General features: G+C 74.3%; 19 protein-coding genes. 9 read left to right on the top strand and 10 right to left on the bottom strand.

The features are described 5' to 3' along the window. Positions 1–130: 130 nt before the first annotated feature. Both SLAV_RS27655 and SLAV_RS27650 read left to right on the top strand, forming a co-directional pair. A complete protein-coding gene (locus SLAV_RS27655) occupies positions 131–1063 on the top strand; it encodes a pseudouridine-5'-phosphate glycosidase (protein ID WP_030237263.1) in 933 nt (310 codons plus the stop codon). Then, entirely contained in the window at positions 1060–1962 is a 903-nt protein-coding gene (locus SLAV_RS27650) for a carbohydrate kinase family protein (RefSeq protein WP_030237267.1), read from the top strand. The genes SLAV_RS27655 and SLAV_RS27650 overlap by 4 nt, the downstream gene beginning before the upstream one ends. Before the next feature lie 185 nt (positions 1963–2147). Here SLAV_RS27650 and SLAV_RS27645 read toward each other — a convergent pair whose 3' ends face one another. Beyond that, positions 2148–2804 carry a nucleoside/nucleotide kinase family protein gene (locus tag SLAV_RS27645; protein WP_030237270.1) on the bottom strand — a complete coding sequence of 219 codons (657 nt, stop codon included), beginning with the start codon at positions 2802–2804 and terminating at the stop codon, positions 2148–2150. A 92-nt stretch (positions 2805–2896) separates the two neighbouring features. Between SLAV_RS27645 and SLAV_RS27640 the strand changes: the two genes are divergently transcribed. Beyond that, positions 2897–4342, top strand: a complete 1446-nt coding sequence (locus SLAV_RS27640; RefSeq protein ID WP_030237272.1) for a WGR domain-containing protein — start codon at positions 2897–2899, stop codon at positions 4340–4342. Between the two features lie 177 nt (positions 4343–4519). Further along, positions 4520–5173 carry a DUF2293 domain-containing protein gene (locus tag SLAV_RS27635; protein WP_030237275.1) on the top strand — a complete coding sequence of 218 codons (654 nt, stop codon included), beginning with the start codon at positions 4520–4522 and terminating at the stop codon, positions 5171–5173. A gap of 7 nt (positions 5174–5180) precedes the next feature. On the opposite strand, the gene SLAV_RS27630 is transcribed toward SLAV_RS27635, so the two are convergent. Next, a complete protein-coding gene (locus SLAV_RS27630; RefSeq protein ID WP_030237277.1) occupies positions 5181–5609 on the bottom strand; it encodes a MarR family winged helix-turn-helix transcriptional regulator in 429 nt (142 codons plus the stop codon). 131 nt (positions 5610–5740) lie between these two features. On the opposite strand from SLAV_RS27630, the gene SLAV_RS27625 reads away from it, so the two are divergent. After that, a complete protein-coding gene (locus SLAV_RS27625; RefSeq protein ID WP_234333806.1) occupies positions 5741–6643 on the top strand; it encodes an MBL fold metallo-hydrolase in 903 nt (300 codons plus the stop codon). A 12-nt stretch (positions 6644–6655) separates the two neighbouring features. Here SLAV_RS27625 and SLAV_RS27620 read toward each other — a convergent pair whose 3' ends face one another. Beyond that, the gene (locus tag SLAV_RS27620; protein WP_030237283.1) at positions 6656–7384 is read right to left on the bottom strand and encodes a chaplin; all 729 of its coding nucleotides are present in this window, start codon (positions 7382–7384) and stop codon (positions 6656–6658) included. A gap of 126 nt (positions 7385–7510) precedes the next feature. On the opposite strand from SLAV_RS27620, the gene SLAV_RS27615 reads away from it, so the two are divergent. Further along, positions 7511–8059 (top strand): hypothetical protein, encoded by a 549-nt coding sequence (locus SLAV_RS27615; RefSeq protein ID WP_030237286.1) that lies wholly within the window; start codon positions 7511–7513, stop codon positions 8057–8059. On the opposite strand, the gene SLAV_RS27610 is transcribed toward SLAV_RS27615, so the two are convergent. The 3 genes from SLAV_RS27610 to SLAV_RS27600 form a co-directional block, all read right to left on the bottom strand. Further along, a complete protein-coding gene (locus SLAV_RS27610) occupies positions 8040–9248 on the bottom strand; it encodes an SWIM zinc finger family protein (RefSeq protein WP_030237288.1) in 1209 nt (402 codons plus the stop codon). The genes SLAV_RS27615 and SLAV_RS27610 overlap by 20 nt on opposite strands. Beyond that, entirely contained in the window at positions 9245–12085 is a 2841-nt protein-coding gene (locus SLAV_RS27605; protein ID WP_100661314.1) for an SCO1167/SCO6262 family helicase, read from the bottom strand. The genes SLAV_RS27610 and SLAV_RS27605 overlap by 4 nt, the downstream gene beginning before the upstream one ends. Before the next feature lie 148 nt (positions 12086–12233). Continuing rightward, positions 12234–12422: a hypothetical protein gene (locus SLAV_RS27600; protein WP_100660979.1), complete on the bottom strand. Its 189-nt coding sequence runs from the start codon at positions 12420–12422 to the stop codon at positions 12234–12236. Positions 12423–12615: 193 nt separating this feature from the next. Here SLAV_RS27600 and SLAV_RS27595 point away from each other — a divergent pair, with 193 nt between their 5' ends. Continuing rightward, a complete protein-coding gene (locus SLAV_RS27595; protein ID WP_030237293.1) occupies positions 12616–12876 on the top strand; it encodes a hypothetical protein in 261 nt (86 codons plus the stop codon). A gap of 51 nt (positions 12877–12927) precedes the next feature. Next, a complete protein-coding gene (locus SLAV_RS41145; protein WP_030237295.1) occupies positions 12928–13191 on the top strand; it encodes a DUF6343 family protein in 264 nt (87 codons plus the stop codon). Between the two features lies 1 nt (position 13192). Here the strand turns inward: SLAV_RS41145 and SLAV_RS27590 are convergent, their stop codons facing one another. From SLAV_RS27590 to rpsA, 4 genes are all read right to left on the bottom strand, one after another. After that, positions 13193–13525: a tetratricopeptide repeat protein gene (locus tag SLAV_RS27590; RefSeq protein WP_037688198.1), complete on the bottom strand. Its 333-nt coding sequence runs from the start codon at positions 13523–13525 to the stop codon at positions 13193–13195. 178 nt (positions 13526–13703) lie between these two features. Then, positions 13704–14333 (bottom strand): dephospho-CoA kinase, encoded by a 630-nt coding sequence (gene coaE, locus SLAV_RS27585; protein ID WP_030237299.1) that lies wholly within the window; start codon positions 14331–14333, stop codon positions 13704–13706. A 66-nt stretch (positions 14334–14399) separates the two neighbouring features. Next, the gene (locus SLAV_RS27580) at positions 14400–15338 is read right to left on the bottom strand and encodes a PAC2 family protein (protein WP_030237301.1); all 939 of its coding nucleotides are present in this window, start codon (positions 15336–15338) and stop codon (positions 14400–14402) included. A 179-nt stretch (positions 15339–15517) separates the two neighbouring features. Beyond that, positions 15518–17038: a 30S ribosomal protein S1 gene (gene rpsA / locus SLAV_RS27575; protein WP_030237302.1), complete on the bottom strand. Its 1521-nt coding sequence runs from the start codon at positions 17036–17038 to the stop codon at positions 15518–15520. 342 nt (positions 17039–17380) lie between these two features. On the opposite strand from rpsA, the gene SLAV_RS27570 reads away from it, so the two are divergent. Next, the gene (locus SLAV_RS27570) at positions 17381–18229 is read left to right on the top strand and encodes a class I SAM-dependent methyltransferase (RefSeq protein ID WP_030237305.1); all 849 of its coding nucleotides are present in this window, start codon (positions 17381–17383) and stop codon (positions 18227–18229) included.

Genomic DNA, 18229 nt, shown 5'->3' with positions numbered 1-18229 from the left:
CGGCGGGCGCGCGGGGGCGTTGCGGGGGCGGCCACCGCGCCGCCGACCGCGGGGGCGCCCTGCGGACGGGTTCGCGCCGGAGCCCGGAGGGCGCGTTTGGGGGCGCGAATCCCGTGCCATGGATGGGGACATGCCACTGCACAGAGCATCCGAGGTCCCGGTCCTGTCGGAAGAGGTGCGCGAGGCGCTCGCCGCGGGCAGGCCCGTCGTCGCCCTGGAATCGACGATCATCGCGCACGGGCTGCCGCGCCCCCGCAATCTGGAGGTGGGGCTGGAACTGGAGGCCCTGGTCCGGGCGGAGGGCGCGGTTCCGGCAACGGTCGCGGTCGTGGACGGGGTGGCCCACGCGGGCCTGGACAAGGCCCGGCTGGAGCGGATCGCCGCCGGTGAGGGCGTACGCAAGCTCGGCCACCGGGATCTCGCCCCGGCCCTCGCGACGGGGGCGACCGGAGCGACGACGGTGTCCGCGACGGCCCTGCTGGCCGCGCGGGCGGGGCTGCGGGTGTTCGCCACCGGCGGGCTGGGCGGCGTACACCGCGAGTGGACCCGCTCCCAGGACGAGTCGGCCGATCTCGCGCTGCTCGCGCGGACCCGGATCACGGTGGTGTGCGCGGGGGTGAAGTCGATCCTGGACGTGCCGGCCACCCTCCAGCGGCTGGAGACCCTGGGCGTGGGGATCCTCGGCTACCGCACGCGCCGCTTCCCCGGGTTCTACCTGGCGGACTCCGGCGAGCCGGTCGACTGGACGGTGGAGGAGCCGCGGGAGGTGGCGGCGGTGATGGCCGCCCAGGACTCCGTCGGCGGCCCGGATTCGGCGCTGCTGGTGGCCAACCCGGTGGCGGAGGCGGAGCAGTTGGATCCGGGGCTCCACGACGGGGTCCTGGCGGAGGCCCTCGCCGAGTGCCGCGAACGCGGGATCACGGGACAGGCGGTGACCCCGTTCCTGCTGGACTTCCTGGTCCGGGCCACCGGCGGGGCCTCCCTGGAGGCCAACCTGGCCGCCGTACGGGGCAACGTGCGACTCGGGGCACGGATCGCCGGGGCCTGGGCGGCCCGCGCATGACGGCGGCACCGGGGGCGCTGGTGGTCGTCGGCGACGTGGTCACGGACGTGGTGGCGATACATCCGGAGCCTTTGGCTCCGGCCACCGACACCGCCGCCAGGATCCGGACCCTGCCGGGCGGCGCGGGCGCCAACGCGGCCTGCTGGGCGGCCCGCGCGGGCACCGCCGAGGTACGCCTCCTGGCGCGGGTCGGCGCCGAATCGGCCCGCTGGCACGAGCGGGCCCTGGTCGACGCGGGGGTGCGGCCGCGGCTGGTGGTGGACCCGGCGGAACCGACCGGAACGGTGGTGGCCCTGGTCGGCAAGGACGCGGAGCGGACCTTCCTGACCGACAGCGGGGCCTCGCTTCGGCTGTCCCCCGCCGACTGGGCGCCCGCACTGCTGGACGGCGCCGCGCACCTGCACCTGTCGGGCTACCTCTTCTTCGCGGACAGCAGCCGGGAACTGGCACTGGTCGCGCTGCGGGCGGCCCGCACCCGGGGCGTGCCGGTCAGCGTGGACCCCGCGTCGGCGGGGTTCCTGGCCGCACTCGGCCCCGAGCGGTTCCTGGCCGCCGTGGCGGGGGTCGGCGCGCTCCTGCCGAACGAGGACGAGGCCCGGCTGCTGGCGGGGCTGCCGGAGCCGGCCGGGGTGGCACGGGCGGCGGAGGAACTGAGCCGACGGGTGCCGCTCGTGGTGGTGACCCGGGGCACGGGCGGGGCGCTCGTCGCCGAGGCGGGCCGGATCACCGCCGAGGTCCCGGCGGAGCCGACCGAGGCGGTGGACACCACGGGCGCGGGCGACGCCTTCACCGGCGCCTTCCTGGCGGCCCGCCTGACGGGCGCCACCCCACCGGAAGCAGCCCGCGCAGGCTGCCGAGCAGCAGCCGAAGCCGTAACCCGAATCGGCGGCCGCCCCTGACCCCACGGCCCCCGGACAGAACGGCAGCTGCGCTCACGGACGGCCGGGGTCACGCACGAACGACACCCCGCCCCGGCCCCGGCCCCCACCCGGCCCGGCCGAACCCGCCCCGCCGCGCACCGCCCCGCCGCGCACCGCCGCGCCCCGCCCCGCCGCGCCGCGGCAAGGGCCCACCGGAGCACCGGTCACCCCGCCCCCGCCCGGCGAGGGCACCCGCTCCACGCCGGATGCCGCACATCGTCCGCCCGCACCAGCACGTCCGCGACAGCGACCGGCTCGGTCTCGCGGGCGTACCGCGCGAACGCCGGCAGGGTCCACCGCTCCCCCTCCTCCGTACGCCGCTCCAACGCCCCCGCCGACAGGCTGATGTGCACGCTGAGGTCGAAGGGGAACCAGTGCCCCAGCAGAAGCGGCCCGTGCACGATCAGCACCCCGCCGGCGGGCAGTTCGACGTAGGGGCTGCGGGTGGCGCGGTCGGTCACCGGGTCCCAGAGGTCCGGCAGCACCCGCCCGCTGCCGCCGGGGTCGGTCGGGCCGAAGACCTCCCGCCACAGCGCCCCCGTGTCGTACCAGCCGCCGAGGTACGCGTCCACGTCCTCGCGGCCGAACTCGAAGCGGAGCGAGGCCGGCCGCAGGAACCCCCCGGCCGCGACCACGAGCACCGAACGGCCGCGCAGCCGCAGCGCGTCGGCGAGCCGGCCCGCGAGCAGCCCGGTGCCGGCGGCGGGCGCGCCGTCGATGCCGACGCGCTGCCAGGACCCGGGCCCGCCGTCGAAAGAGCCGTCGAGATGGCCGGCGAGCCGCTCGGCCATCCGCTGCCAGGTGATCGCTTCCAGCTTCACCGACCCATTGTCAGTGGTGGCCCTTAGCTTTTTTCACGAGGGATCACCGGTGAGAAGGAGCCGCTGACCCGGCTCGTGGGGAGGGGTCTGTCATGGCTCGGGAAACGACGTACCTGGAGCTGTCCCAGGAGGACGGCGCGGCGCACAAGTTCTACGAGGTGACCGTCGACGGCACCGAGGTCTCGGTGCGCTACGGCCGCATCGGCGCGAGCGGCCAGCTGCAGAGCTCCTCGTTCCCGACGCCGGACAAGGCCCGCGCCGCGGCCGCCAAGAAGATCGGCGAGAAGGTCCGCAAGGGGTACGCCCCGGCGGTCCGGGGCGCCCGCGCGGCCCGCGCGGTGACCCGCCGTCAGGTGACCTCGGCTCCGTCGACGGCGCGCGCCGTGGCGCCGGTCCTGTGGCGCTTCCGCACCGGTTCCGCGGCGTTCGGCATCCACGTGGACGAGGACCGCTGCTGGGTCGGCAACCAGGCGGGCGACGTCTACACGGTGAGCCACGGCGGTGAGGTGCTGGCCCGCTACTCGCTGCCGGACGGGGTGAAGTGCCTGGTCGCGGACGAGTTCTGGATATACGCGGGCTGCGACGACGGCACGGTGTACGACCTGTCGTCCAAGGTGCCGTTCGGGGCGTACGACATCGCGGCGGACGTGGACATCTTCTGGCTCGACATCCGCGAGGGCGTGCTGAACGTCGCGGACGCCAACGGCGGCCTGACGGTCATCGACCACGAGGACGAGTTCCAGTGGTCGCGCAGGTCCTCGGGGTCCAACGCCTGGATGGTCCGGGCGGACGACCGCGCCGTCTACCACGGGCACAGCCAGGGCGTGACGGCGTACGCCCCGGACGGCGGCGGCGAGCTGTGGCACACGGCGACGAACGGCTCGGTGCTCTTCGGCTGGCAGGAGCGGGACGCCGTGTACGCGGGGACCGGGCGCAACACCGTGCAGCGGCTGTCGAAGGCGACGGGCGCGGTGGAGGCCTCGTACCGGTGCGACGCGGCCGTGTACTCCTGCGCGACCTCCCCGGACGGGCGGCACGTGTTCGCGGGTGACCTCGCGTCGTCGGTGTACTGCTTCGACGCCGAGGGGAACAGGCTCTGGAAGCTGGGTACGGGCAGCGGTTCGGCCCTGTCCATGCAGTATCTGGACGGGCGGCTCTACCTGGTCACCACGGACGGCTCCCTGGTGTGCGTGGACGCGAGCGAGGCGGCGATCGCGGCGGCCCAGCAGGGCTCCGTGCCTGCGCCGGTGGACGTCAAGTCGGCCGCGGCGCTGCCGGTGTTCACCCCGGCGGCTTCGGCCGCGGCGGTGGCCACAGTCTCGGTGGCGGCCGTGCCGACGGGCACGGTGGTCGTCGAGTGCGTGCAGCAGGGCGGCCGGATGCGCGTGCAGGTGGTGTCCGAGGGCTTCGAGCCCTCCTGGAACGTCCAGTTCCCGCGCGGGATCCGGGAGCCCGGTGCCCGGTACGTGGTGGACGGTCTGCACCCCGCGTCCGGGGGCTTCTACCGGGTGCGCGGCGAGATACGCCGTCTGGTCTGAGGACCACGGCGGGGGCGCGCCCGGGGGGCCGTGCCGTGGCGGACGGGGGTCACCACGGCACGGCTCCCCGGGTGTGCGCGCCGGCAGGACCCCACGCGGTCCGGGCCGGGGCCGCGAAGGGCCGATTGCCTTTGCGGACAAGGTGATATACGCACCGCGCGGCGGTATCACCACGTCATGAGTCTCGTCGTTTTCGAGTCGCTGAAGCAGATCCACTGCGCCGAGTGCCGAGGGGGCCCGCTGCGCCGTCTGGTGCGCGAGGCCGGTGTGCCCCGCTGTCTGGACTGTGCCGATCTGGGGCACCTGGTGTACCTGCCGCGGGGCGACGCGGCACTCACCCGCCGTGCCCGGGAGGCCAGTTCGCTCTCCGCCGTCGTCGTGCGCCGGCACCGGCGCCGGCGCCGCTACGAACGCCAGGGCCTGCTGGTCGAGGACGCCGCCCTGGCCCACGCCGAACGGGCCTGTCTCGCGGACGCCGAGGCCCGGGCCCGCCGCCGGGAGCGTGACCGGGCGCGCCGCGCGGCCGAGGACGTCCGGTTCACCGCCGCGTTCGCCGCCGAGATCCTGCGGCTGTTCCCCGGCTGCCCTCCGGAGCGGGCGCAGGCGATCGCCGCGCACGCCTCCGTGCGCGGCAGCGGCCGGGTCGGCCGCACCGCGGCGGGCCGGGCCCTGGACGAGCAGGCGGTGTCGGTGGCGGTACGGGCCGCCGTGCGGCACACCGACACCGAGTACGACGCGCTGCTGATGTCCGGCGTGCCCCGGTTCACCGCCCGCGCCCGCCTGGCGCCCCTGATCGACGCGGTGCTGGACGGCTGGCGCACGGCCGCCTGACCCGGGTTCACCGCAAGGTGACGGCCTGCTCCAGCAGTTGGTGCAGGACCCGCTTCTCCTGGTCGGTGAGCCCGGACAGCGGTGAGTCCACGACGAGGAGTTCGAGCAGCCGCGTCCGCAGCGCGGCGCCCTCGGCCGTGAGGACGAGGTGTTTGGCGCGGCGGTCGGTGGGGTGCGGATGGCGCTCGACGAGGCCCTGCTTCTCCAGCTTGTCGATGACGAAGGTGGTGTTGGAGGGCTCGCAGGTCATGCGTTCGGCGAGCTCCCGCATGGTCATCGGCCCGGTCATCTCGCGCAGCGCGGTCGCCTGGGCGGCGGTGAGGCCCAGGGTGGCGGCGCGCACGCGTACGTGTTCGGTGATCCGCTGGGCCAGTCCGTTCACCAGACCGCACAGCTGTCGCTCGGCGATGGGCTGTGGATCGGGTGACGTCGTCATGCCGCCACCCTATCAAACACGTCAAGCCTGAATATTTACAGCTTGAATCATTCGAGCTTGATGCTTATGGTGGGCGCCGTCGCCGCGGGACCGTCCGCGGCGACCTGACGTCCATTCAAAGGAGATGCGCCGTGGCCGATGTGACGGTTGACCAGGTGAGCCGGGACGCCCAGGACGAACGACGGAGCCGGCCGTCGGGAATCCGCTCGATACTCCTCGGCGACACGAAGGTGTCGTACGTCCCGGACGGCGATGTCCGGCTCCGGCCGCTGCCCCTGCTCCAGGACACCACCGACGAGGTGTGGGCCGCGCACCCGGAGTACCTGGACGCCGACGGCCACCTCGTGGGGAGCATCGGCAGCCTGCTCGTGGAGCACGGCGACCGCGCGCTCCTGATCGACGCGGGCTTCGGCCCGCGGACGTACGGGGCCCCGGAAGGCCCCCTCGCCACGATCCACGGGGGCGCGCTCCCGCAGGGCCTGGCCGAACTCGGGCGCCGCCCGCAGGACATCGAGGCGGTGGCCTTCACTCACCTGCACGTCGACCACCTCGGCTGGGCGTCCCTCCCCGCCCCCGGCGAGGACCGGCTCCTGTTCGCCCACGCCGACCTGCTGGTCTCCGGGCCTGAATGGGAGCGACGCGACCTGCTGGAGGCCCAGGGCGCGAGCGAGCAGGTCGCGGCCATGGCACCGCAGGTCCGCACGATCACGGACGGGCAGGAGATCTTCCCCGGCGTCCGGGTCCGGATCACCCCCGGTCACACCGTCGGGCACGCCGAGTACGTCATCACCGGGGGCGGGCGCCGCCTGATCGCCTTCGGCGACGCGGTGCACTCGCCGATCCAGATCGACCACCCCGAGTGGTCCTCGGCCTTCGACCACGAGCCCGCCCTGACCGCGGACCACCGCCACCGCCTCGTGGCCGAGCTGGCGCGGCCCGACACGATCGGCTTCGGCGTCCACTTCGCCGACGTGGTGTTCGGGCGTGTCCACCGGGACGGGGACGGCCCGGCCTGGCGGCCCGTGGACGCCTGACCCCCAAGGCCGCTACGGGGCGACCCGGTTGAGGCGGAACCGCCGGTAGAGCACGGCCCCGCCGAGGAGCAGGACGCCGCTGCCGGGCAGCAGGTAGCCGAGGCCCTCCGAGCCGGTGTGGGCCAGGGCCGAGGCGCCGGGCCGCGCCACGGCCGGGGCGGGCGCCACCGGCGGGGCGGGCGGGGTGACCGGGCGCACGGCGACGGGCGGCTGGGCCGGCTTTCCGACGGTCGGGGGCTGCTGCCCGTTGACGGAGGTGTTCCCCTGGGAGGCGTTCCCGACCCCGACCACGCTCACCGAGTTGCCGCTGATGTTGAGCGGCAGGTCGACGGGGAGCTGGAGGCCGTTGCCGGAGAGCAGTCCCGGGGAATCCTTTCCGCGTCCGTCGGCGACCGCATCCCCGGCGTTGCCGGACGTCGAGGACGCCGCTGCCGCCCCCCGCGTGGACGAGCCCGGACCGGCGGGCCGCGGCTTCGGGTTCGCCTCGCCCGCGGACCCGTTGGCACAGCGGTTGCCGCTCGCGGAATTGAGCACCCCGACGACGCTCACCGTGTTCCCGCACACGTTCACCGGGACGTGCACGGGCAACTGCACGAGGTTGCCCGAGAGGAGGCCCGGCGAGCGTTCCGCACGCCCGCCCGCGTCCGCGTCGGCGTGGGCGAAGGCACCCACCCCCGCGACCGCCAGTCCACCGCCCGCGACCATCGCCGCGATCAAGCCATTCCGACGACTGTGACGCATCAGTTTTCCTGCTTTCCGGAGGGGTTCGGGGCATCTCGCCCACACCCGGAACAACGCCGTGAACCCATTCGGGTTATAGAGGCGGTAAGCATTTCACTCCATCGTGTACTGGGTAGTGCCTACTTCATGACGGAACGACCGCTGCTGCTCCTGGACGTGGACGGCCCCCTCAACCCCTTCCGCGACCCCTTCGCCGCCCTGCGCGGGTACGCGAGCCACCGCATGCGCCCCGACGTCTGGCTCTCCTACCGCGACCCGGAGTCCCGCCGGGCCCGGCGCGGCCTGCGGGTGCGGCTCCACCCCGGCCACGGGGCCCGGCTGCTGGCCCTGCCCTTCGACCTCGCCTGGGCCACGGCCTGGACGCACCAGGCCAACACCTTGGTCGCCCCGCGCATAGGCCTTCCCGACGACCTTCCGGTCATCGAGTGGCCGGAGCTCTTCGCCCGCGACCCCGACGGGCTCTTCTGGAAGACCCGGCCCCTCCTGGACTGGGCGGCCGGCCGCCCCTTCGCCTGGGTCGACGACATGATCACTGAGGAGGACCGGGCGTGGGTGGCCGCCCATCATCCCTCCCCGGCCCTGCTGTTGCGCGTCCACCCCCGCCACGGCCTGCGCGAGCGCGACTTCACGGCCCTGTCGGCGTGGGCCGCCGCCGTCACCGGGGCAGGGCGGTGAGCGGGTCCGTGGAGGCGGGGGCCGAAGTGGGCCACCAGTCGTCGCCACCGGGGCGGGACTCGTAGCCGTACCAGAGGCCCTCGCGGCTCAGGCGGAGCTGGCGGGTGCCGGAGGTGAGCCGGTTGCGCTCGGGCCGGAAGGAGCCCTGGCCCGCCGCGAGGAGGGCGGGCCGGGCCCGGTCGAAGGGGCCGGCCGGGGGGTCCCAGGGCTCGTCGAGGACGGTCAGGGCGGACAGACCGCCCTGGCGCCAGGCCGCGGCGGCGCGGGCCAGGTCGGTGCTGGTGCGGCCGGTGGCCCGGGCCAGGTCCCGGTACAGGGTCCGGGCGGCGCCGGTGAGGCCGGCCGTGGGATGCGCGGAGGCCAGCCGGACGGCGTCCTGCCACGGCGTGAGCCCGCCGGTCGGATCGGCTCCGGTGCCGAGCAGGACCAAGGCGCGGGCGGCGGCGTCGGTGGCGAGCTGGTCCAGGGCCAGCGGGTCCGGGGCGGCCGGGTCCGCCGGGTAGGCGGGCGGCAGACCGACGGCGGCGGGCGCGGCCAGCGGGAGGGGCAGCGGCGGCAGGACGGTACGGGCCACCGCCGCGCGGGCGGGAACTCCGGGGAAGTCCGGTGCGGCGTCGGGCTGTTCGCGCGCGGCGTGGGCCGCGTTGCGCCGGGCCAGCTCCTCCAGGAGCTCGCGCTCCCCGCGGCCGCGCACGAGCAGCAGGACGAAGGGGTCGGCGTCCAGCAGCCGGGCCGCCCGGTAGCAGAGTGCCGCGGCGTGCTTGCAGGGCGGCCGCCCCACGTCCGGGCAGGAGCAGCGCACGACGAGCTCGCCCGCGCCGGGCAGGACCGTCCGCGCGAGCGACTGCGGGACCTCCCGTTCCAGCAGGGCCCCCAGGGCCGCGGGGTCCGCCGCCACCTCCTCCAGGACCTCGGCCCACTCGGTGTCGGTGAAGGCGGCCAGCGACAGCTCGGTCCGGTACGGGCGGGCCCGGCTGCCCCGCACGTACGCCACGATCCGGCCCGGGGTGACCGTGACCGCGTCGACGTGGCCCTCGGCCGCGTACGAACGGCCCCGCGCCAGCCGGGCGCCGTCGTGCGCGCGCTCCTCCAGGGCGGCCACCCAGGAGCGCCCCCACCAGGTCGCCGCCTCCACGCCCGCGGGCACGGTCTCGAAGGTGCGGCGGCGGTCGTCCCGCGCGGTGATCACGCCGGCCTCCGCAGGGAGACGAGATCGGCCAGCTCCCGGTCGGTCAGCTCGGTCAGCGCCGACTCGCCGGAGCCCAGCACCGCGTCGGCCAGGGCGCGCTTGGCCTCCAGCATCTCGGCGATGCGGTCCTCGACGGTGCCTTCGGCGATGATCCGGTGGACCTGGACGGGCTGGGTCTGGCCGATGCGGTAGGCGCGGTCGGTGGCCTGTTCCTCGACGGCGGGGTTCCACCAGCGGTCGTAGTGGACGACGTGCCCGGCGCGGGTGAGGTTGAGGCCGGTGCCGGCGGCCTTGAGGGAGAGCAGGAAGACGGGGACCTCGCCGGACTGGAACAGGTCGACGAGTTCCTCGCGGCGCGGGACGGGGGTGCCGCCGTGCAGGAGCCGGCAGGGGATGCCGCGGTCGGCGAGGTGCCTCTCCAGGATCCGGGCCATGGTCACGTACTGGGTGAAGACCAGCACCGAACCGTCCTCGGCCAGGATCGTGTCCAGGAGCTCGTCGAGCAGGGCGAGTTTCCCCGAACGGTGCGGAATCCGGGGCGGATCCTCCTTCAGGTACTGGGCGGGGTGGTTGCAGATCTGCTTGAGCGAGGCCAGCAACTTCATGATCATGCCGCGCCGTTCCATGCCCTCGCTCGACTCGATCACCGCCATCGCCTCCTCCACCGCCGCCTGGTAGAGCGAGGCCTGCTCCCGGGTCAGGGACACCGGGTGGTCCGTCTCGGTCTTCGGCGGCAGTTCGGGGGCGATCCCCGGATCGGACTTCTTGCGGCGCAGCAGGAACGGCCGCACCAGCGCCGCCAGCCGGGCGACGGCCGCCTCGTTGCCCCCGTCCTCCTCCTGCTGGTGCTCCACCGGGCGGGCGTGGCGGGCCCGGAAGGTGGTGAGCGGGCCCAGCAGACCCGGGGTGGTCCAGTCGAGCAGGGCCCACAGCTCCGAGAGGTTGTTCTCGACCGGGGTGCCTGTCAGGGCCACGCGGGCCGGGGCCGGGATGGTCCGCAGCGCCTTCGCCGTCGCCGAGTGCGGGTTCTTGACGTGCTGGGCCTCGTCGGCGACGACCATGCCCCAACGCTGCTCGGCCAGTTGGGCGGCCGCCGCCCGCATGGTGGCGTACGTGGTGAGCACGAAGCCGCCGGCCGGGCCGTCCAGGCTGCGGCCCGCGCCGTGGAAGCGGCGCACCGGTGTCCCGGGCGCGAACTTCTCGATCTCCCGCTGCCAGTTCCCCAGCAGGGACGCCGGGCAGACCACCAGCGTCGGCTCGGGCCGGGCCCGGTGCAGGTGCAGGGCGATCAGCGTGACCGTCTTGCCCAACCCCATGTCATCGGCCAGGCAACCGCCCAGCCCGAGCGAGGTCATCAGGTCCAGCCACGCCAGACCCCGCAGCTGGTAGTCCCGCAACGTCGCCCGCAACCCCACCGGCGCCACCACTTCCGCCGGCTCCCCGGTCAGCCGCTCGCGCAGCGCGGCCAGCGCCCCGACCGGGACGGCCGGCACGCTCTCCCCGTCGACCTCGGCGGACCCGCTCAGCACGGCGGCCAGCGCCTCCACCGGGTCCAGCAGCCCCAGCTCCCGCTTGCGGGCCTTGCGCACCAGCTCCGGATCGACGCGGACCCACCGGTCGCGCAGCCGGACCACCGGCCGGTGCGCCTGCGCGAGGGCGTCCATCTCCCCCGGGGTGAGCCGGTCCCCGCCCAGGGCCAGCTCCCAGGAGAAGGCGAACAGCCCGGCCGCGTCGAAGAACGCGGTGCCGTCGGTGGCGGAACCGGGCGCGGTGGACCGGACGACGGCGGTCGCCGAGAGCGTACGGGCCAGCTCGCGCGGCCAGTGGACCTGTACTCCGGCCGCCGCGAGGCGGGGCGCGGCGGTGCCCAGCAGGTCTTCGAGCTCCGGGTCCGACAGGGCCAGGGCATCGGGCACGGGCTGGTCGAGCAGGCGCAGCAGCGGCGGCCAGACCCGGGCGGCCCGGCGCAGCGCGAGCACGGCGTCGATCCGGGCACGGGGGCCGAACCCGGCGGCCGCCGCCCCGGCCCACAGCAGCCCGGCATCGGTCACCAGGGTCGGATCGGCGAGGCTGTGCACCTGGACCACAGCGGCTCCGGCGCGGCGCACGTCCTCCGGCTCGGCCTCGTCGAACAGACGGAAGGAGGACAGGTCGAGCCGCAGCGAGACTCCCACCCCCGCATCGGCGCCGGCCGCGACCTGCGTGGCCCACTCCCGTATCCCCGGCACCCGCTGGGGCTCCCGCGCGGCGAACGGCCGCCCGGCGGCGAACGGCGCGGCCGGGGTACGGGGCAGGGTGTCGGCCACGGCGTCCAGGAACGCCCGTACCAGGGCCTCCGGTTCGGGCAGCGTCAGCGGGCGGCGGCCTTCGAGCGGGGTGGCGTACGCCTCGTACGGGAGGGCGGCCGCGAGGGCGCGCAGGTACGCGACGTCCTCGGCGTCGAGGGGCCCGGCCCGCCAGGCGTCGACCCCGTCGGGGGTGAGCCCCGGCAGCAGGCGGCCGCGCGCGGTGAGGGACAGCGCGAGCCGGGCGGCAGTGCCCCAGGCGCGGGTGGCGGGATGCGCGGCGGGGCTGTGGGGCGCCCCGACGAGCACGGGCAGGGCCTCGGCCACGGACAGGGTCACGGCGGGCACGGTACGGGTCCGCACCCCCGCGCCGTGCGGGCGGACCACCTGGAGCGGGCCGGGGGTACCGGTCTCGGGCAGCGGATCCCCTTCGGGGCACCAGAAGGCCACCCGCCCCTCGCGCGGGACGGCGGCGGGGAGGAACACGGCCGCCCGCCGGAGCAGGGGCGACGGGGGCGCGGGGGCAGGCCCCTGCCGGTACTGCTGCGGCATGGTCTGCGGCGTGCCCACGGCGCCCCCTCCCAGGTGTCCGGCCCCGCCCGGTCATGGCGGATCCACTGCCGCCGAGTCTAGGCGGGCCCGCTGACAACCGCCGCTGACCTGCGCGGACGCCCTCCGGCGACGGGCGGACGGCAACCGGTCAGCGGGTCCGGCGGCCCTGCTCGCTCGCGAACCCGTACACGGACCGCCCCGCCGTGGCGCTGGTCCGCCACGGCCGACCGGAGTCGTCCAGCCGCAGGGTGCCCGAGGATCCGCCGGGGCCGCTCCAGCGCAGGTCGAGGTGCCACTCGCAGTCGCATCCCGTGGCGGCGGCCTCCACCCTCAGCACCGCGGGATCGGCCGCCGAGACCCGCAGGGGAAGGCCGGCGCCGGGACCGGCTCCCCGGCGCCGTTGCCCCCGACGGGCCGGGCCGGCGGCCGGGGCGCGCCCAGGCAGGGGCGTCCGCCTCCACGGGCAGCGCGGGCACGTCGGCCGGGGCCCGCTCGGAGAGGTAGGCGTGGTCGCATCCCGAGGCCCACACGTGCGACCGTACGACGGCCGTCAGCGGCGGCACGGCCCCTTGCAGGACTACGGAAAGCTGGCCGTCGAGGAGGGCGCGCACGCCTACGGGGTCGACACCTCCGTCCCCGAGTCCGAGCCGGGCGTGCACCCGTACGGCATCGGACGGGACGGTTCCACGGTGACCGCGGTGATGTGGGGGCGGATGGGCCACCTGACCGACGCCCCGGTACCCGCCTTCAGGAAGACGACCACCACGGCCGTGAACCGGCTCGACCCCTGACCGTGGCCGCCTTGCCCCGGCCGGTGGGACCATGGACGTGAGGCGATGTCCATGCGTACCGGAAACGAGCCGGTGACCGCACGCAGCCCGCTGCGCCTGCGGCTCTGGCTGAGTCTGTGGGGGCTGCTGTGGGGAGCCGCCGGCGCGGCCGTGTTCTCGCTGGCGGGCCTTCCCGGGTGGGCGGCCGCGTGCGCGGTGCTCGTGGCGGTGGCGGCGGTGGACATGGCCGTCGTCGTCCGGCACATCCACCAGGGCCCGCACTACCAGCCGGGCCCTGACGTGCCCCCGTACGAGCCGCCGCGCCGCCGTCCCTGAGTCACTTCTCGAAGCGGGCCGCGGCCAGGTACTCGGGCTGCGGGTCGAGGGCGGCGGCGAGCCGGAAGTGGCGCCGCGCCTGCTCGTGCCGCCCGGACCGCTCGTGGGTCCGGGCGAGCGCGAAGTGGGCGAAGGCGTTGTCCGGCTCGCGCTCCAGCACCAGCGCGAACTCCCGCTCCGCCGCACGCAGCTGGGCCGACGCGAAGAAGGCCCGTGCGCGCAGCAGCCGGGCCGCCGTGTTCTCGGGGTGGGCGGCTATGACGGAGTCGAGGAGCCGCAGCGCGCCGCGCGGGTCGCGGGCGGCGAGCAGCCGCTCGGCGGCCCGGTAGTCGATGACGTGGGTCTCGGGACTGGTCTCCCGCGGGCCCGGGCCCGGGGCGGGCGGCTGCTGGGGCGGCGGGGGCGGGGTATCGGACACGAAGACTTTCCTTCCCTCCGGGGGCGCGTTCAACGCCCCCCGGCCGCTGCGCCCGTTCCACCGACCGGGCGGACTCTCCACCGACCGCGCCGGCTCAGTCGCCGACCGTCTCCTGCGGGGCCACGGGTTCCGCCGCCCGCGCCACGAGTTCCTTCCACACCGCGCGCACCTGCGGCTCCAGCGCCTCCAGCGGCCCGTCGTTGTCGATGACCAGCGTGGCCACCGCCAACCGCTGCTCCCGCGTGGCCTGCGCCGCCATCCTGGCCCGCGCCTCGTCCTCGGTCATGCCGCGCAACGCGGTGAGCCGGGCCAGCTGGGTCGCCGGGGCGGCGTCCACGACCACGACCAGGTCGTACAGGGGCGCGAGGCCGTTCTCCGCGAGCAGCGGTACGTCGTGCACCACGATCGCGTCGGGCCCCGCCGCCCGTTCCAGCTCGGCGGACCGGGCCCCGACCAGGGGGTGGACGATCGCGTTCAGCGTCCGCAGCCGCTCCTGGTCGGCGAAGACGACGGCGCCCAGCGCGGGCCGGTCGAGCGACCCGTCGGCGGTGAGCACGGAGTCCCCGAAGGCCCGCACCACGGCCGCGAGCCCGGGGGTGCCCGGCTCCACGACCTCCCGTGCGATCCGGTCGGCGTCCACGACGACCGCCCCGTACCCCGCCAGCAGCCGCGAGACCTCGCTCTTGCCGGCACCGATTCCGCCTGTCAGGCCCACTTTCAACATGCTGTGAACCCTAGGCCCCGCCGCCCCGCGAAGGCCAGGCCCCCACAGGCCACGCGGCCCTCCCGCCTACGCCTCGCCCTCGCGCTCGGCGAGGAAGCGCTCGAACTCGCGGCCGATCTCGTCCGCCGACGGGATCTCGGCGGGCTCGGCGATCATGTTCCCCCGGGTTTCGGCCCCCGCCGCGGCGTCGTACTGGTGCTCCAGACCCTGGACCAGGCTGACGAGCTCCTCGTCGCCCTCGCGGATCTGCCGGTCGATCTCGGTCTGCGTGCGGTGCGCCTCGGTGCGCAGGGCGTGCGCGACGGCCGGCAGGACCAGCCCCGTCGCGGCGGTGATCGCCTCCAGCGCGGTGAGGGCGGCGTCCGGGTACGCGGAGCGGGCGACGTAGTGCGGAACGTGGGCGGCGACGCCCAGCACGTCGTGTCCCCACTGGCCGAGGCGGAACTCCACCAGCGACTCGGCGCTGCCGGGCACCTGCGCCTCGTCGAAGGGGCTGCGGTGGCCGGGCATCAGGTCGGTCCGGTTGCCGTGCGGGGTGATGCCGACGGGACGGGTGTGCGGGACGCCCATGGGGATGCCGTGGAAGTTGACCGAGAGCCGGACTCCGAGCCGCTCGACGATCTGGCGGACGGCGACGGCGAAACGCTCCCACTCCACGTCCGGCTCGGGGCCGGAGAGCAGCAGGAAGGGCGCGCCGGTGGCGTCCTGGACGAGGCGGACCTCCAGCCGGGGCTCCTCGAAGTCCGTCCAGTGGTCGCGCTTGAAGGTCAGCAGCGGGCGCCGGGCCCGGTAGTCCACCAGCCGGTCGGCGTCGAACCGGGCCACCACCTGGTGCGGCAGGGTCTCCAGGAGTCGCTCGACGATCTGCTCGCCGGCCTCGCCCGCGTCGATGTACCCCTCGAAGTGGTAGAGCATGACCAGCCCGGCCGAGTCCTGGGCGAGCGCCAGGTCGGCCACCGCCAGGCCCTTGGCGTCCCATTCGTACAGACCCTGTGGATCAAGCACCCTCACCACTCCTCCCTCGCGCCGTGTTCTCCCGTGCCAACGTCCAAGGCGGCCCGGCCATTCCCCAGTTGGCGGCTTTCACAGGAAGAACGACGCGACGAGGCCCGCCCCCCGGAGGGGACGGGCCTCGTCTTTCAGCTCAGCTCACGCCGTGGCGCGATGCCTGTGCTGCGCTGCGATCAGCTCTGGCCGCCGGCCAGCTTCTCGCGGAGCGCGGCCAGGGCCTCGTCCGACGCCAGGGCGCCGGAGGTCTCGTCCGCACCCTCGGAGGAGTACGAACCACCGGAGAGGCTGGCGCCGCCACCGGCGTTGCCACCGGCGGCCGGGGCGGCAGCGCCCTCGGCGGCAGCGGCCTCATCGGCCTCGCGGCTCTTGATGACCTGCGCCTGGTGCTGCTCGAAGCGGACCTGCGCCTCGGCGTACTGGCGCTCCCACGTCTCGCGCTGGGTCTCGTAGCCCTCAAGCCAGTCGTTGGTCTCGGGGTCGAAGCCCTCGGGGTAGATGTAGTTGCCCTGGTCGTCGTAGGACGCGGCCATGCCGTACAGGGTCGGGTCGAACTCGACCGACGCCGGGTCGGCACCGAAGGACTCGTTGGCCTGCTTCAGCGACAGCGAGATCCGGCGACGCTCAAGGTCGATGTCGATGACCTTGACGAAGATCTCGTCGTTGACCTGGACGACCTGCTCCGGGATCTCCACGTGGCGCTCGGCCAGCTCGGAGATGTGGACCAGACCCTCGATGCCCTCGTCCACGCGGACGAACGCACCGAACGGAACCAGCTTGGTGACCTTACCCGGGACGACCTGACCGATCTGGTGGGTCCGGGCGAACTGCTGCCACGGGTCCTCCTGCGTCGCCTTCAGCGACAGGGAGACGCGCTCGCGGTCCATGTCCACGTCGAGAACCTCGACGGTGACCTCCTGGCCGACCTCGACAACCTCGGACGGGTGGTCGATGTGCTTCCAGGACAGCTCGGAGACGTGCACGAGACCGTCGACGCCGCCCAGGTCCACGAAGGCACCGAAGTTGACGATCGAGGAGACGACGCCGGAGCGGACCTGACCCTTCTGCAGGGTGGTGAGGAACGTCTGGCGAACCTCGGACTGGGTCTGCTCAAGCCAGGCGCGGCGGGACAGGACCACGTTGTTGCGGTTCTTGTCCAGCTCGATGATCTTCGCCTCGAGCTCCTTGCCCACGTAGGGCTGGAGGTCGCGGACGCGACGCATCTCGACGAGGGAGGCCGGCAGGAAGCCGCGGAGGCCGATGTCGAGGATGAGACCACCCTTGACGACCTCGATGACGGTACCGGTGACGATGCCGTCTTCTTCCTTGATCTTCTCGATCGTGCCCCAGGCACGCTCGTACTGAGCGCGCTTCTTGGACAGGATCAGGCGGCCTTCCTTGTCCTCCTTCTGGAGAACCAGGGCCTCGATCTCGTCGCCGACCTTGACGACCTCGTTCGGGTCGACGTCGTGCTTGATCGAGAGCTCGCGGCTCGGGATCACGCCTTCGGTCTTGTAACCGATGTCGAGCAGGACCTCGTCCCGGTCGACCTTCACGATGACGCCGTCGACGATGTCGCCGTCGTTGAAGTACTTGATCGTCTCGTCGATCGCGGCCAGGAAGGCTTCCGCGTTACCGATGTCGTTGACCGCTACCTGCGGAGGGGTGGTGGCGGTGGTCTCGGTGCTGCTCGTCATGTGGGAAAGGGCTCCGGTTACGGACAGAAAGTCGTAGGTACTGCTACGCCGGGAGCCCTTATCGGCATCTGCCGAAGAAGCCGGACAGCCAAAGAAGCCCAGATTCCCCGCAGGGGAAGGGCCTCGAAAACCGAGGGGACATCAACAGATGCAAGCGCAGCCTGCTAGGTCTGAGGAGCACAGGCTCGCAGCGCAACTTGTAGCATACGGGGGCAGCCGGACAGGGTCAATGCGCGAAGGCGCACACCGCGGGCAGATCACCGCACAACCGGCACAATTCGTGGGCGGGGACGCCCCGATGAGCAATCCAGAACCCATCCGCAGACTACGACGACGGGCCCCATGAACCAAGAGGACTACGCCCCCGAAGACGCGTACGACGCCGAAAGCGCCACCGGGGACGACGCCGAGGCCACCCGGCGTGACGCCGGGGAAGCGGAGAGCAGCCGGGCGAGCCGCGGCTGGTGGGACCGCAACGCCGACGACTACCAGAGCGAACACGGCGCCTTCCTCGGCGACGACCGCTTCGTCTGGGGTCCGGAGGGCCTCGACGAGGAGCAGGCCGCCCTGCTGGGACCGGCCGCCTCCCTCAAGGACAAGGACGTCCTGGAGATCGGCGCCGGGGCCGCCCAGTGCTCGCGCTGGCTCGCCGCCCGGGGCGCCCGGCCGGTGGCCCTGGACCTCTCCCACCGCCAGCTCCAGCACGCCCTGCGCATCGGCGGTGAGGTCCCGCTCGTCGAGGCCGACGCCGGCCGGCTGCCCTTCCGCGACGGATCCTTCGACCTGGCCTGCTCGGCCTACGGGGCCGTCCCCTTCGTCGCCGACCCGGTGAACGTGATGCGCGAGGTGCACCGCGTCCTGCGCCCCGGCGGCCGCTGGGTCTTCTCCGTCACCCACCCCCTGCGCTGGGCGTTCCCCGACGAGCCGGGCCCGGAGGGCCTCTCCGTCGCCGCCTCCTACTTCGACCGGACCCCGTACGTCGAGCAGGACGAGCAGGGGCGCGCCGTCTACGTCGAGCACCACCGCACCCTCGGCGACCGGGTCCGGGACGTGGTCGCGGGCGGATTCCGGCTGCTGGACCTGGTGGAGCCCGAGTGGCCCGCGTGGAACACCCAGGAGTGGGGCGGCTGGTCCCCGCTGCGCGGCAACCTGATCCCGGGAACCGCGATCTTCGTCTGCGAGCGCGACTGA

Source organism: Streptomyces lavendulae subsp. lavendulae (assembly GCF_002803845.1).
Taxonomy (GTDB): domain Bacteria; phylum Actinomycetota; class Actinomycetes; order Streptomycetales; family Streptomycetaceae; genus Streptomyces; species Streptomyces lavendulae.
This window is presented reverse-complemented; position numbering and strand designations above follow the sequence as displayed.